General features: G+C 71.0%; 14 protein-coding genes and 1 pseudogene. 8 read left to right on the forward strand and 7 right to left on the reverse strand.

Features of this window, described 5'->3' with window-relative positions:
* Positions 1 to 130: 130 nt before the first annotated feature.
* Positions 131 to 295 carry a hypothetical protein gene (locus tag ACIBG8_RS29580; RefSeq protein WP_397346284.1) on the reverse strand — a complete coding sequence of 55 codons (165 nt, stop codon included), beginning with the start codon at positions 293 to 295 and terminating at the stop codon, positions 131 to 133.
* Positions 296 to 326: 31 nt separating this feature from the next.
* On the opposite strand from ACIBG8_RS29580, the gene ACIBG8_RS29585 reads away from it, so the two are divergent.
* The 3 genes from ACIBG8_RS29585 to ACIBG8_RS29595 all read left to right on the forward strand — a co-directional run bounded on the left by ACIBG8_RS29585 (position 327) and on the right by ACIBG8_RS29595 (position 2,933).
* Complete coding sequence (locus tag ACIBG8_RS29585; protein ID WP_397347796.1) at positions 327 to 1,598, forward strand: FAD-binding protein; 1,272 nt, start codon at positions 327 to 329, stop codon at positions 1,596 to 1,598.
* Positions 1,599 to 1,688: 90 nt separating this feature from the next.
* Complete coding sequence (locus ACIBG8_RS29590; protein WP_397346285.1) at positions 1,689 to 2,492, forward strand: LLM class flavin-dependent oxidoreductase; 804 nt, start codon at positions 1,689 to 1,691, stop codon at positions 2,490 to 2,492.
* Positions 2,493 to 2,528: 36 nt separating this feature from the next.
* Positions 2,529 to 2,933, forward strand: coding sequence for a DUF3224 domain-containing protein (locus ACIBG8_RS29595; RefSeq protein WP_397346286.1), 405 nt, complete (start codon positions 2,529 to 2,531; stop codon positions 2,931 to 2,933).
* Positions 2,934 to 3,202: 269 nt separating this feature from the next.
* Here the strand turns inward: ACIBG8_RS29595 and ACIBG8_RS29600 are convergent, their stop codons facing one another.
* Complete coding sequence (locus ACIBG8_RS29600; RefSeq protein WP_397347797.1) at positions 3,203 to 3,757, reverse strand: DUF6000 family protein; 555 nt, start codon at positions 3,755 to 3,757, stop codon at positions 3,203 to 3,205.
* Positions 3,758 to 3,807: 50 nt separating this feature from the next.
* Between ACIBG8_RS29600 and ACIBG8_RS29605 the strand changes: the two are divergent.
* Positions 3,808 to 4,500 (forward strand): annotated as a pseudogene (locus tag ACIBG8_RS29605) (BTAD domain-containing putative transcriptional regulator); the annotation flags it as partial.
* 150 nt (positions 4,501 to 4,650) lie between these two features.
* Positions 4,651 to 6,894, forward strand: coding sequence for an ATP-binding protein (locus tag ACIBG8_RS29610; RefSeq protein WP_397347842.1), 2,244 nt, complete (start codon positions 4,651 to 4,653; stop codon positions 6,892 to 6,894).
* Here the strand turns inward: ACIBG8_RS29610 and ACIBG8_RS29615 are convergent.
* The 3 genes from ACIBG8_RS29615 to ACIBG8_RS29625 form a co-directional block, all read right to left on the reverse strand.
* Positions 6,887 to 8,047, reverse strand: coding sequence for a serine hydrolase domain-containing protein (locus ACIBG8_RS29615; protein WP_397346287.1), 1,161 nt, complete (start codon positions 8,045 to 8,047; stop codon positions 6,887 to 6,889). The two genes, ACIBG8_RS29610 and ACIBG8_RS29615, sit on opposite strands and share 8 nt — an antisense overlap.
* A 122-nt stretch (positions 8,048 to 8,169) precedes the next feature.
* Positions 8,170 to 8,532, reverse strand: a complete 363-nt coding sequence (locus tag ACIBG8_RS29620) for a hypothetical protein (RefSeq protein ID WP_397346288.1) — start codon at positions 8,530 to 8,532, stop codon at positions 8,170 to 8,172.
* Positions 8,529 to 9,056: a MarR family winged helix-turn-helix transcriptional regulator gene (locus tag ACIBG8_RS29625; protein WP_397346289.1), complete on the reverse strand. Its 528-nt coding sequence runs from the start codon at positions 9,054 to 9,056 to the stop codon at positions 8,529 to 8,531. The genes ACIBG8_RS29620 and ACIBG8_RS29625 overlap by 4 nt, the downstream gene beginning before the upstream one ends.
* Positions 9,057 to 9,156: 100 nt before the next feature.
* Between ACIBG8_RS29625 and ACIBG8_RS29630 the strand changes: the two genes are divergently transcribed.
* Both ACIBG8_RS29630 and ACIBG8_RS29635 read left to right on the forward strand, forming a co-directional pair.
* Positions 9,157 to 10,686: an acyl-CoA carboxylase subunit beta gene (locus tag ACIBG8_RS29630; protein WP_397346290.1), complete on the forward strand. Its 1,530-nt coding sequence runs from the start codon at positions 9,157 to 9,159 to the stop codon at positions 10,684 to 10,686.
* Between the two features lie 11 nt (positions 10,687 to 10,697).
* On the forward strand, positions 10,698 to 11,486 hold the full coding sequence (locus ACIBG8_RS29635) for an SDR family oxidoreductase (RefSeq protein ID WP_397346291.1): 789 nt from the start codon (positions 10,698 to 10,700) through the stop codon (positions 11,484 to 11,486).
* Here ACIBG8_RS29635 and ftrA read toward each other — a convergent pair.
* Both ftrA and ACIBG8_RS29645 read right to left on the reverse strand, forming a co-directional pair.
* Positions 11,483 to 12,454, reverse strand: coding sequence for a transcriptional regulator FtrA (gene ftrA, locus ACIBG8_RS29640; protein WP_397346292.1), 972 nt, complete (start codon positions 12,452 to 12,454; stop codon positions 11,483 to 11,485). The genes ACIBG8_RS29635 and ftrA overlap by 4 nt on opposite strands.
* Before the next feature lie 12 nt (positions 12,455 to 12,466).
* Positions 12,467 to 13,264 carry a DUF6597 domain-containing transcriptional factor gene (locus ACIBG8_RS29645; RefSeq protein ID WP_397346293.1) on the reverse strand — a complete coding sequence of 266 codons (798 nt, stop codon included), beginning with the start codon at positions 13,262 to 13,264 and terminating at the stop codon, positions 12,467 to 12,469.
* On the opposite strand from ACIBG8_RS29645, the gene ACIBG8_RS29650 reads away from it, so the two are divergent.
* Positions 13,263 to 13,805, forward strand: a complete 543-nt coding sequence (locus tag ACIBG8_RS29650; protein ID WP_397346294.1) for a TIGR03086 family metal-binding protein — start codon at positions 13,263 to 13,265, stop codon at positions 13,803 to 13,805. The two genes, ACIBG8_RS29645 and ACIBG8_RS29650, sit on opposite strands and share 2 nt — an antisense overlap.
* Positions 13,806 to 13,861 lie beyond the last annotated feature (56 nt).

Here is a 13,861-nt window from a genome sequence, read left to right on the forward strand (position 1 = left end):
CGTGCCGCTGGCGGCCCGCTCGACCTTGCCTGGGCAGGTTTGCCGCCGTCGGCGAGCACGCGTCCAGGGGGAGCCGTCGCCGCGCGACTTCATCGACCGGCAGACGAGGCCCACGTAGTCGTCCAGGGCTTCAGCCACGCGCCTCCCCTGGCGTGAGCGCCGCCAGGGGACGCGTCTCCTCTGGCGTGCGCGTGGCCTGGCGGCGGACGATCGCGGCGGTCTCGTCGTCGAGGTGGTCGATGACGACCTTGCGCATCTCGGACAGTCCGGTCGCGGCGCCGTCCTGGACGATCACGTACGCATCATGGTCAGAATGGGCGGTGGCCATGCCCTCGCGCGCCTGCGAGCCGCTCGGCACCAGCCCCACGACGGCGGGGGTCGGTCTCGGCGGAAGCCACCAGATCGGAGAAGACGTGCTGACCAACTGGGCCGGGAACGTTACCTTCCACGCGTCAAGCGTGCACCATCCGCGCACACTGTCCGAGCTGCGCACGGTGGTGACCGGGGCGGAGCGGCTGCGCGTGCTGGGGACGGGCCACTCGTTCAACCGGCTCGCCGACAGTCCTGGCTCGCTGGTCCGGCTCGACGCCATGCCGCACGTGCTGGGGCTGGACGGCTCGGGGGTGCGGGTCGGCGGCGGGCTGCGGTACACCGACCTCGGGCCCTACCTGCACGAGCGGGGGCTGGCGCTGGCCAACCTGGCCTCGCTGCCGCACATCTCGGTGGCGGGCGCCTGCGCCACGGGCACGCACGGCTCCGGCGTGGCCAACAAGAGCCTGGCCGCCGCGGTGTCGTCGCTGGAGATCATGACGGCTTCCGGAGATCTTGTGACGCTTGACCGGGGTTCGGCGGATTTCGACGGCGCGGTCGTGGGCCTGGGTGCGCTCGGGGTCGTGGTGAGCCTGACGCTGGACGTCGTGCCGAGCTTTGCCGTGCGGCAGTACGTCCTGGAGGGCCTTGAGACGTCCTGCTTCGACCAGGTGCTCGACGCCGCCTACAGCGTCTCGGTGTTCACCGACTGGCGCGGGGCCGGGCAGGTGTGGCTCAAGCTCGCGCCCGGCGACGCCGTACCCCCATCTGGCTGGTACGGCACGCGTCCGGCGGACGGTCAGCGCCACCCCGTGCCCGGCATGCCCGGCGACTCCTGCACGGTGCAGGGCGGGGTGCCAGGGCCGTGGTTCGAACGGCTGCCGCACTTCCGCCCCGACGTGACGCCCAGCGCGGGCGACGAGCTGCAGTCCGAGTTCCTGCTCCCCAGGGCGTGCGCGGCGGACGCCATACGGGCGATCGCGACGCTGGGTGAGGTGGTGTCCCCGGTGCTCCACGTGTCGGAGATCCGTACGGTCGCCGCAGACGACCTGTGGCTCAGCCCCTCCTTCGGACGCGACAGCCTCGCCCTCCACTTCACCTGGATCAAGGACGCCGCCCGGGTCATGCCGGTGATCGCGCAGGTGGAACGGGCACTTGCCCCCTTCGATCCGCGGCCGCACTGGGGCAAGGTATACACCGTTAACCCGACTGGGCTGGAGCGCTTCTGGGAGCTGGCCCGGCGCTACGACCCGGCGGGCGTGTTCCGCCCGATACTGCCGCAGGAGTAGGGGCTCCGGCCTCAGCTGCGCCGGGCGGTGTAGCCGGGGCACGTTCGCCGGGACGATGCGCTGCTCTCACGGGCGGGAGATCGTAAGGGCATGAGACCTTTCCGCTTCGGGGCCGTCGCCGGATACGCCCCCACCGCCGAGGCCTGGACCGGCCTCGCCCGCAGGGCCGAGCAGCTCGGCTACTCCACGCTGCTCGTGCCGGACACGCTGAGGACCTTCTCGCCGTTCACCGCCGCTGCCGTCGCCGCCCAGGCGACGACGACGCTGCGGGTCGGCACCTTCGTGGCGAGCGCCCCCTACCGCTCGCCGGCCGCCATCGCCTGGGAGACCTCGACGCTGCACACGCTCACCGGGGGCCGGTTCGAGCTGGGCATCGGCGCGGGGCGGCCGGGCAGCGAGGCGGACTCGGCCGCGCTGGGGCTGGAGTTCGGTACGCCCGGCTCGCGCATCGCGCGGGTGGCTGAGACGCTCGACCTGGTCAAGGACGTGCCGATCCTCATCGCGGCCTCGGGGACCAAGCTGCTGCGGCTGGCGGCGGAGCGGGCGGACATCGTGGCGCTCGGGGTGCCGGTGACGACGACGGAGGACCAGCTGGGGGCGAAGCTGGACGAGCTGTACGAGCTCGCCGGGGACCGTTTCTCGGAGCTGGAGATCACCATGAACCTGGCCGCAGTGGGCGACGGGTCGTTGCCTCCGTGGCTGGCCGCGCAACTGGGCAGCGACCCGAACGACGTGGTCGCCGCTGGGGGGACGGGCATCCTGACCGGAGGTACGTCGGAGATGATCGACACCCTGCGCCGCCGCCGCGACAAGCTCGGTATCTCCTACATTTCAGTAAACGCCCAGTTCATGGAGCAGTTCGCGCCGGTCGTGAAGGAGCTGGCCGGTACCTGACACACCCTGACAGGTATGTCCGCCATCATGAACGTTATGCACGCAAAGGGAACGTTCGAGACGGCCAACTGGAACCCGCAGCCCGCCTACTCCGACCACGACGGGGTGTCCCTCGCCCACGTCACCATGTCCAAGACCTTCGAGGGAGACCTGGCGGGGACGGCCACGGTCTCGATGATCGTGACCGGGTCGGAGCATGAGGACTCACGGTCCTACGTGGCGATGGAGCGGGTGGAGGGGACGTTGGGGGGCCGCGCGGGCACCTTCGTGATGCAGCACAACGCGGTGAGCGACCTGGGTACGGACACGTTGCGCATTACGGTGGTGCCAGGCTCGGGGACGGGCGAGCTGACGGGCCTCCGCGGGGACTTCCAGGTCCACATCGCCCCCGACGGCTCCCACTCCTACACTTTCGACTACACCCTCGGGGGAGCTTCATAGTTCGCCGCCGGACGGCATTGGCCTCCGCTCATGGGCGCGCTTCGCGCGAGAGGGCTCCGGGCTCCCCTCATTGGGGGGGCCAAGCCCCCCAAGCCCCCCAGCCGAGGGCCTACCGGCCCCCGGACCCCCGAGGTGTTGGGCCTCTCCCGGGAAGGCATCGCCTGGCGGCTCCTCGGGCACGGCGCCACAACCAGGTGGCATCCAGGCCTCCAAGGCCGGCTTTCTGGAGCACCTCGGCGTACCCTCTGGCCGCTTTGGGACAGACGTTGCTATCCGGGCGAGTCGTTCATGCACTCGTCGGCGAAGGCGCAGAGTTGACCGACATAGCCCTTGAATCGCTCCAGGTCCCCCAGGCTCGGGGCTCGGCCGGAGGCGTCCAGAGTGAGCGGCAGTTGAGCGTGGTCGGCGTCAAGGTGGAGGAGCGCGCCGACAACGAGGCTCTGTTCATTGAGGAGATCGGGCCTGAGCGCATCGGCCAGGAGTTCAGCGTCTGCAGGCGTGCCGAAGCGGGCCAGCGCGACCGAGTAGCCTGCCGCGGCCTTCTCGACGACGGCCTTGCTCAACATCTGGCCGAGCTGGTCGCGGAACTGGGTGCGCCGGTCAAGGGCGATCAACCAGGCCGCGGTGAGCCGGGCGCGCCATTCGCCGGTGAGCAGGATGCTGAGGTCGTGGTCGGTGATCTCATGTGCGTCGTGAGCGAGGGATCGCATGAGGATGGATCGCCGTGGTTCGTCCGGAGCTCGGGGTCGTCGGGCGTGGGAAAACGCATGGACGCAGTGTGTCGTGAACTCAATCCGGGTCAGCCGTTCAGGGAGGCCTCGCAGCGGTTCACCAAGCGGTCAGGGGCAGAGCCGTATCTGAAAGACTTCTGGCCATGGCAAAAGGGGTCGAGACGGGCGGCGACAGTCCACGACTGCGCGTCGGCGTGCTCGGTCCCCTGCTGCTCGAAACCGCCACCGGCTCCGTCCACGTCGGTGGTGGGCGGTTGCGGGCTCTGGTGGTCCGGCTGGCGTTGGAGGCCGGGCGGGCCGTAAGCGCCGCGACTCTGGTCGAGGGGCTCTGGGGTGAGGATGCGCCGGCCGATCCTCTGCATGCGCTCCAGACGCTGGTGTCCAGGCTGCGACGGGCGCTGGGTGACCCGACTCTGGTCACCTCTGGCCCCGCTGGTTATCGGCTGGCCATCGAGCCCGGTGCCGTTGATGTCGTGAGGTTCGAGCGGCTGGCTCGTCAAGGGCGGGCGCGGTCCCGACCCGAGGAGGTCGCTGCCACCCTGCGGGAGGCGCTGAGCCTGTGGCGGGGGCCGCCGTTGGTGGATGTGCGTTACGCCCCGTTCGCCGAAGCTGAGGTGGAGCGGCTGGAGCGGGCCTGGCTGGCCGTACTCGAAGATCGGGTTGAGGCTGATCTTGCGCTGCATGTCGACCCGCTCAAGCTGGTTGCCGAGCTTGAGGGGCTGGCCGCTGCGCATCCCCTGCGTGAGCGGGTCCATGCTCAGCTGATCCGGGCTCTGGCGCTGGCTGGGCGTGGAGGCGAGGCGCTTGAGGTCTATCAGCGGATTCGTGTGCTTCTGGCCGACAGTTTCGGGGCCGATCCTGGGTCTCAGCTTCAGGAGGCTCACCTGGCGGTCCTGCGGGGCGAGGTCGTTCAACCCCGCCGATCGCCTGGCAATCTGGATGTTCCGCTCACCAGTTTCGTGGGCCGTGACGACGACGTCCGCCGCGTGGTCGATCTGTTCGACAGGCATCGGCTGGTCACCCTGGTCGGTCCGGGTGGCGCGGGCAAGACCAGGCTGGCCAACACGATCGGCTGGCAGCTCACGCCATCCGGTGGGGTGTGGTTCGTCCCGCTTGCTCCGGTGGGTGCAGACGATGTCCCGCGTGCGGTGCTTGATGTGTTGCGGGCGCAGGACACGGGCGGGCCGTACAAATCCGTCGTCGACCGTCTGGTCGAGGTGCTCGCCGCCGCAGACCTGACCCTGGTGCTGGACAACTGCGAGCACGTGATCGACGCCGCCGCGGCCCTCGCGGCGACCCTGCTGGCGCGCTGCCCCCGCCTGCGGATCCTGGCCACCAGTCGCGAACCCCTGCGCACAGACGGCGAAGCCCTGCACCCGGTACCCCCGCTGGAGCTGCCCGACCCGGATTCGACCGCTGAAGAAGCCCGCGCCACGGCTGCCGTCCGACTGTTCCATGACCGGGCGGCCGCCGTGTCTCCGGACTTCAGCCTCGAAGCCGGCGCGCTGACCGCGGTGGTCGAGATCTGCCGCCGTCTCGACGGCCTGCCTCTGGCGATCGAGCTCGCCGCCGCCCGCCTGCGCACCCTCCCGGTCGAAGCCGTCGCGGCACGCCTGGACGACCGTTTCCGCCTGCTCACCGGCGGCAGCCGTACGGCACTGCCAAGACACCGCACCCTCAGCGCCGCGGTCGCCTGGAGCTGGGACCTCCTCAACGCCGAGGAACGCGACCTCCTGGAGCGCCTGTCCGTGATCCCCGGCACCTTCACCGAGGACGCGGCCGAGGCGATCGGCGGGCCGGGCGACCTCGCGGAGCTGGTCGACAAGTCCCTGCTGCACCCGGCAGAGCCGTCCGACCCGGCCGAGCCGCGCTACCGCGTGCTGGAGACCATCAGGGAGTACGGCCTGGCCAGGCTGGCCCAGCGTGGCGAGGTCGAGGCGGTACGGCGGAGCCACGCCGCCTACTACCTCGACCTGGCCGAGACCGCCGACCCCCACCTCCGCACCTCCGACCAGCTGCCCTGGCTGGTACGCCTGTCGGCGGAACGGGACAACCTGTCGGCCGCGATCCGCTGGGCGGCCGAGTCCGGCGACTCGGAGATGGCGGTACGGCTCGGCGTCGCGCTCAGCTGGTTCTGGTTCATGCGCGACCACCCGCCGGAGTCCCTGGACCTGCTCGGCCGGATACTCCAGGTCCCAGGCGCGGACGACCCGCTGGTGGTCGCCGCGCACGCGCTCGCCACCACGGAGGTCGTCAACCGGCAGGAGGAGGCGGACGCCGCCTTCGACCGGATCAGGGAGGCGTTGTCCCGCGCTACCCCCGGCGTTCACCCCGTCCTGGAGATGGCCAGGCTGGCGCTCGCCGTGAGTTCGGGCCCCGATCGGGCCGCACCGGCCGCGCGGCCGACGGACCCCTGGAGCCGGTCATTGGCCCTGCTGGTCGAGGGCGTCCTGACCATGAACGACGGCCGCGCTGCCGAGGCGGCGCCCCTGCTGAAGCGGGCGATGGCCGGTTTCGAGGAACTCGGCGAACGCTGGGGCATGGCGACGGCGCTGAGCACCCTGAACGCGGCGCTGCTGCGGTCCGGCGACCCGCAAGGCGCGCCTGTCGAGCGGGCCACCCGATATTTCCGCGAGCTCGGCATGCCGGAGCACTCCATGGAGAACGAGGTGGCGGCAGCCCTGCGCGGGGACGAGGACGGCGGGCGTCGGCACCTGACGCACCTCCTCGACCAGGCCGGTTCCGCTGAGTCCCGCGCCCAGGTGCGCCTGGGCCTCGCCCGCCTGGAATGGCGGGCAGGACGGCTGGACGCGGCCCGCGCACACGCCCTGACCGGACTGGCCGACACGCCACCGGACCGGTCGACGCCGCACCTGGTCGCGCTGCTGCTGGCCGTACTCGCTCAGGTGGATGCGGCGGAGGGTCGTCCGGACGAGGCGGTGCGCAGGCTCGACCACCCGGCGGTGCGCCTGACGCTGACCTGGCACACCCCGGTCGCGGCCGCGCTGGCGGTCGCGGCGGCGGCGATCGAGCTGGGCCGGGCTCAGCCGCGACGGGCGGCCCGGCTGCTCGGGGCCGCCACCGCGCTGCGCGGCTGGGACGACATGGAGACGATCACCCGACAGGCCGTGGACGCCTTGGGCGCCGCCGGATTCGCGTCCGCTCACGCGGCCGGCGCGGCGCTGTCCAGGGCCGAGGCGCTGGAGCTGGTGTCCAAGGTCATCACTTGAACATCGCGCACGTCGCCGCCTTCTGGAGCGCCTGGGCGGCCTTGGCGATCTTCGGGTCGGCCTCGAACTCGGCCCAGGACTCCGTCGCGATGAGGACGGTCGCCGTACGGCTGCCGCTGCTGTCGGTGAGCGTGGTGGACAGGTAGCCGGGCATTCCGCCGTCGTGGCCCCAGAAGGTGCCGCACGGATGCACCCCGGTCTGGATCCCCAGCCCGTAGCCGGGTTCCACGGTGGTCCGCATCTGCGCCAGCTGGGCGGCGGGGAGCAGCTTTCCGGACATCAAGGCCTCGTAGAACCGGGCCCAGTCCCGCGTCGTGGACACCACCGCTCCGGCGGCCCCGCCCCACCCCGGGTCGTTGCCGGACACGTCGACATGCCCGTCGTGCTGCTTCCCGGCGAAGCTCCTGAACCCGACCGGCACGGCTGGGGGCATGTGAGCCGCATCCGGCTCGTAACCATGCGCATGGGACCCGTGCCAGGAGGCGTCCGTGGCGAAGTAGGTGTGCTGGAGCCCGAGCGGCCGGGCGATCCGATCCCGCACCAGGTCGGCGAGGCTCGATCGGGTGACCCGCTCCAGAATGGCCCCGATCGCCACGTAGTTGGTGTTGCTGTACGCCCATTTCTTCCCGGGCGCGAACAGCGGATCGTGCTTGACGCCGATGGCGAGCAGCTGGGCCGAGGTCCACTGACGCCGCCCCTTGCCCAGCATCGACGGCCGGATCACCGGGTCGGTGGTGTAGTCGAACAGGCCGCTGGTGTGGTTGAGCAGCATCCGCACCGTGATCGCCCTGCCGTTGGGCACCTTCCCCGGCAGCCACTTCTCCACGGAGTCGGTGAGAGCCAGCTTGCCCTCACCGACGAGCTGCAACGCGACCGTAGCGATCATGACCTTGGTGTTGGATCCCACGCGGAACTCGTCGCCCGCCTTGAGCAGATGATCCTTCCTGGTCCAGGCCGCCTGCTCGGCCACCTCGACAGGCCGCCCGTCGCCATCGTCAACGCGCACGATCACCCCGGGCGCCCCGGCCTCCACCACCTCCCGCGCGAGCCGCCGGATCTCGCTGGCCGTCGAGTCCGGCACGGTGGCCGCCCCAGCCGGAGCACCGGCCCCGACGGCGAGCACCACACCCGCCGCCACACCCAGCAAGCGCAACCGAACCAGCGAAGAGACACCTTGGGCCATGATCCATTCCTCCGAGCGATGGGCGGTGGGCGATGCGAACACCGCCACCCTCCGGCCCACCGCTCACAAACCACTCCCAAAGGCCTCACAGACTACGGATGGATCTGGGCCGTGAGGGCCTGCCAGGGGGTGGCGTCGAAGATCAGAAGGATGGCGACGATCTTGCCGTTCTCCAGGCGGAAGTGCTCTGCCGTGCGCTGGGTGCCCGCCACCGCCGTGTGTACGTCGTAGACCAGGGTCGCCTCTGCCTCGCCGTACAGCTCGCTGATCAGGTCCACCCCCGTCACGATCGACACGAAGCCGGGCAAGGTCGCCAGATGCCCGGTCCTGTCGTCCGAGGTGATGAACGGTGACCGGAAGGAGAACGACGAGCCGAGGTGTTCCGCCGCCGCGACCGCGTCGCCACGGAAGCGCGCCTCGTGGTAGGCGCGCACTGCTTGCTGGGTGGTCGTCATGGGCGGGGCATCTCGCGCTGGTTCGCGGCCAGGCGCAGGCACAGGTCGCGGAAGACCGTCAGGTCCTCGGGGCTGAAGCCGCGGAACATCGCTCGCATCGCCAACTGGGCAGGTCGGCGGAACGCCGCTATCCAGGCCTCCCCAGCGGGGGTGATCTCGGCCAGGACCGATCGGCGGTCGACCGGGTCGGGGACCCGGCGGGCCAGGCCGTCGTTTTCCAGGGTGTCCATCAGGCCGGTGACGTTGCGCGAGGTCACCCCGGCAGCGCGGGCAAGGTCGCCGATGCTGATGCCGGATTCCGCCCCACTGAGCCTGATCAGCAGATCGAGGGCGCCCGCGCTCAGGCCTCTGCCCTCCGAGCCCTGCGAGCGCAGCCGTTCGACGGCGTGATAAGCGGTCCGTACGGCGGCGCCGGCCTCGAAGGCGAGCAGGTCGCCGTTCGCGAGGGGGGTCATCGCGGTGCGTACCCGCGGGTCGTAGAGGGAGCCGTCCGGGTCTCGGTCAAAAATATGTACGTCATTCATAGTAAGAAACGAGATTAGTACGTACTTCTCGATCTGGCTAGCGCAAGCCGGAAAGGCGGGCTAACCTACCGACCAGCCGGTATGGAATGAGGGATGCGCCGTGTGGGAGCCCGAGCTGACCGAGCTGGAGCGCCGCAGGGAGCTCGCCGCACGCATGGGCGGCGAGGAACGCGTGGCCAGGCAGCACGCCACAGGACGGCTCACGATCCGCGAGCGCATCGCGGCGCTCACCGACGGCTGGCGCGAGGTGGGCGGGCTCACCGGCAGGGCGGAGTACGGCGAGGCCGGCGAGCTGAAGGACTTCACCCCGGCCAACGTGATCATCGGCAGGGCGACGATCGACGGCAGGCGCGTCGTGCTCGCCGGTGACGACTTCACCGTGCGCGGCGGCGCGGCCGATGCGGCGATCCACGAGAAGCAGGTGCTCGCCGAGCGGATGGCGGGGGAGATGCGGGTGCCGCTGGTCCGCCTGATCGACGGCACCGGGGGCGGCGGCAGCGTCAAGCAGCTGGAGGACTTCGGGCGCACCTACGTGCCTTACAACCCGGGCTGGGACCAGGTGGTGGCCAACATGGGGCGCATCCCGGTCGTGGCGCTGGCGCTCGGGCCGGTGGCGGGGCTCGGCGCTGCCCGGCTGGTCACGTCGCACGTGTCGATCATGGTGAAGGGGTTGTCGCAGGTCTTCGTGGCCGGTCCTGCCGTGGTGGAGGCGGGTATGGGGGAGAGCGTCGGCAAGGAGGAGCTGGGCGGGTGGCGCGCGGTGTCGGCGGCGGGCGCGGTGGATCTCGTGGCGGAGTTGGAGGAGGAGGCGTTCGCGCTGACGAAGCAGGTCCTGGGGTACCTGCCGCAGTCGGCCTGGCACACGCCGCCGATCACGAAATATGCCGAAAAATCGGATGGCGAGGAGCTGCGGGAGATCGTGCCGCGCGACCGGCGCAAGCCGTACGACATGAGGAAGATCATGGAGGCGGTGTTCGACGACTTCCTGGAGCTCGGGCGCAGGTTCGCCCCCTCCACGATCACCGCGCTGGCCCGGCTGCACGGCCACCCCGTCGCCGTCCTCGCCAGCGATCCGCGCTTCTACGGCGGCGGCATGACCGCGCAGGGCGCCGACAAGCTGGCCAGGTTCGTGGATCTCGCCGAGACCTTCCACCTGCCCGTCGTACACCTGGTGGACCAGCCGGGCTTCGTCATCGGCACCGCGGCGGAGCGAGCGGGGACGATCAGGCACGGCGCCAGGGCGCTGGCCGCCGTCTACCAGTCGACTGTCCCCTGGGCGTCGGTGCTGATCCGCCGCGTGTTCGGCGTCGCGGGCGCCGCGCACCGGCCGCACGACCGCTACACCATGCGCATCGCCTGGCCCTCCGGCGACTGGGGCTCGCTCCCGATCGAGGGCGGGCTGGAGGTGGCCTTCAAACGGCTGCTCGCCGAGGCCGGTGAGGACGCCGAGCGGCTCAAGGCGGAGATCGCCGAACGCCTCGAAGCGGTCAGATCACCCTTCCGCACCGCCGAGGCGTTCCTCGTGGAGGACATCGTCGACCCGGCGCAGACCAGGCCGCTGCTGGGCGAGTGGGTGCGCGACGCCTACGCGGCGCTGGAGACAGGACCTCGCTCGACAACCAGGCCCTAGAGAGGACATTGATGGAGATCAGGGATCAAGTCGTCGTCGTCACGGGCGCGGCCAGCGGCATCGGCCGCGCGATGGCGCTGCGCTTCGCGAAGGAGGGCGCGGCCGGGATCGTGGTGGCCGACCTCGACGAGGCGGGCGCGAGCGCGGTGGCCGCCGAGATCGGCGACCGGGCGCTGGCCGTACGCACGGACGTGGCCGTGGAGGACGACATCAAGGAGCTGGTCGGTACGGCGGAGCGGGTCCTCGGCCCGATCGGCCTGTTCTGCTCCAACGCCGGGATCATCACCGGCCACGGGCTCGACGCCACCGACCTGGAATGGACCAGGACGCTCGCGGTCAACGTGCTCGCCCACGTCTACGCGGCCAGGGCGGTCGTGCCGCTGATGGCGGCGCGGGGCGGCGGGTACCTGCTCAACACCTGCTCGGCCGCCGGGCTGATCAGCTGCCCCGGCGACGCCCCGTACGCGGTGAGCAAGGCGGCGGCGATCTCGTTCGCCGAGTGGGTGGCCATCCACTACGCGCCCGCCGGGGTGAAGGTCAGCGTGTTGTGCCCGCAGGGTGTGCGGACGGCGATGTTCGAGCGCGGCATGGAGGAGTCGCACCTGACCGCCAGGGCGGTGGGCGCGTCCGGCGACATCCTGGATCCCGCGCTGGTCGCTGAGAAGGTGGTGGAGGGGCTCGGTCAGGAGCGGTTCCACATCTTCCCGCACCCGGAGGTGGCCGAGTTCGTCCGCAGGAAGGCCGAGGATCCCGACCGCTGGCTGGCCGGGATGGCGCGCTTCGTGGAATCGCTGAGCTAACCCGCGAACGCCCTGCGGTACGCAGAGGGGGAGGTGCGCATCGCGCGGGTGAAGTGGTGGCGGAACGTGACCGGGCTCTCGAACCCGACCGCCGCGCCGATCTCCTCCACCGGCGCGCCCGTCGACTCCAGCATCGGCAGGCTGGCCGCCACCCGCTGCGAGATCACCCAGCGCAGCGGGCTGGTGCCGGTCTGCTGACCGAACCGCCGGATGAAGGTGCGCTCCGACATGCACGCCACCCTGGCCAGGTCGGCCACGCTGATCGGCCCGGCCAAGTGGGCCATCGCCCACTCCATCGCCCGCGCGATCGCGTCGTCGTCGTCCACGGCGGTCACCGCGGCCTGGATGAACTGCGCCTGACCGCCCTCCCGGTGCGGCGAGATGACCAGGCGGCGGGCGACCGCGTTGGCCACGTTCGCGCCGTGGTCCTTGCGCACCAGGTGCACCAGCAGGTCGAGCCCCGCGGCGCTGCCCGCGCTGGTCAGCACGTCCCCGTCGTCGACGTACAGCACACCGGGGTTCACCCGCACCTGCGGGAAGCGGTGTTGCAGCAGGTCGGCGTACTTCCAGTGGGTGGTCGCCTCGCGCCCGTCGAGCAGCCCTGCGGCGGCCAGCGCGAACGCGCCCGAGCAGATCGAGACCATCCTGGCGCCCCGCGCGTGCGCCCGCCCGAGGGCGGCGACCACGTCGGCGGGCACCTCGGCGCGCACGTCGGCGACGCCCGGCACGATCACCGTGTCGGCCGCTGCCAGCTCGTCCAGCCCGTGCTCCGCCTGCATGGTGAAGCCGCCGACCACCCTGAGCGGCCCTGACGTCTGCGCGCAGACCTTGAGCGAGTACCACGGGACCTGCAGCTCGGGCCGGGGGAGACCGAAGATCTCCACCACGCAGCCCAGTTCGAACGGCGCCATGCCGTCGAAGGCCAGCACGGCGATGGTCGGCAACCTCGAGGGCAGAGGGAGCAGCATGGACCGAGTGTCTCAGGCGGACGTCCGCGCGTAGGTGGCAGGGGGCGTGCCGATGGCGCTGGTGAAGTCGCGGGTGAGATGGGCCTGGTCGGCATAACCGAGCTGTACGGCCAGCGCCGCCAGGTCGACCGGTTCGCTGGAGTTCATCCTGGCCGCCACCTCGTGCAGGCGGAAGCGGCGGATCACCCATTTGGGGCCGATGCCCACGTAGTCGTTGAACACCCGCTGCAGCGACCTGACCGAGGTGCCCGCGAGCTCGGCCAGGCGGTCGACGCGGGTCACCGAGACGTCCTCCTCGACCAGCCTGACCAGGGCGGCGACCTCGTCGACAACCGGGTCGGGGCGCGGACCGCGCGCCAGCAGGAACCGTTCGATCGCCGCCATCGCCCCCTCGTCGTCCGCCGCGAGCACCTCGGCGCTGAGCTCGTCCTCGTGGAGAGGGAGGAAGCGCCCGGTCAGCTGGGACACCGGGCCCTCGAGGAACGGGCGGTAACCGCCGGGACGGAAACGTGCGCCGACCACGCGGCCGGTGCCCTCCATCCGGCAGTGGAAGGTGCCGCGGATCACCCCGGCGACCCTGGAGAACTCCTCGGTGATCGTCAGGTTCACGCTGGGATGGCTGACCAGGTGCTGCTCGAACGGCTCGTCCAGATCCCAGTGGGTGATCCAGAACTGGTCCAGAAAAGGCGCCAGCTCCGCGGACGGGGCGTAGGCGCCGAAGGAGAACTGCGCGGCCGCCGGGGCGACCCATCCCCTGTGGCGCGTTTCTACAAGACGCCGTTGGGCAGGTGTGGCCATGGTGAACGGCATGAAAGACATTCTGCCCCTGCTCCGGCAAGCCGCCGACCGGACGGTCACCGTCGTGCGTCAGGTACGGCCCGAGCAGTTCGACCAGCCGACGCCCTGCGCCGACTGGAACGTCAAGCAGCTGATCACGCACCTGGAGTGGATCGCCGACCTGTTCGCCGCGCTGGCGGACAAGGGGCAGATGCCGCCGCAGGGCGAGTACGCGGGCGACTTCCCGGCGCGGGTCGAGGTCGCGCTCGCCGCGTGGGAGAACCCGGACGCGTGGGAGGGCGTGAGCACCGGGCTCGGCCAGCCGCAGGCGAAGGTGGCCGTGATGTTCCTCGGCGACCTGGTCACGCACGGCTGGGACCTGGCCGCCGCGACCGGCCAGCCGTACGAGGTGGAGGAGGAGGCGGCGGAGCTGGTGCACGCCTTCTCGGTGTCGATGGGGGCGATGGCGCAGGAGAACCACGTCTACTCCGAGCGCGTCACGGTGCCCGACGACGCCCCGGCGCTCGACCGGATGCTGGGGATCAGCGGGCGGGATCCGGCCTGGAAGCCGTGATCACGCTGCGAACACGGTTTGCGCTCGCTTGAGTGAAGGGCCCGGCCACCTGCTGT

The sequence above is a fragment of the Nonomuraea sp. NPDC050556 genome, from assembly GCF_044457355.1.
Lineage (GTDB): Bacteria > Actinomycetota > Actinomycetes > Streptosporangiales > Streptosporangiaceae > Nonomuraea.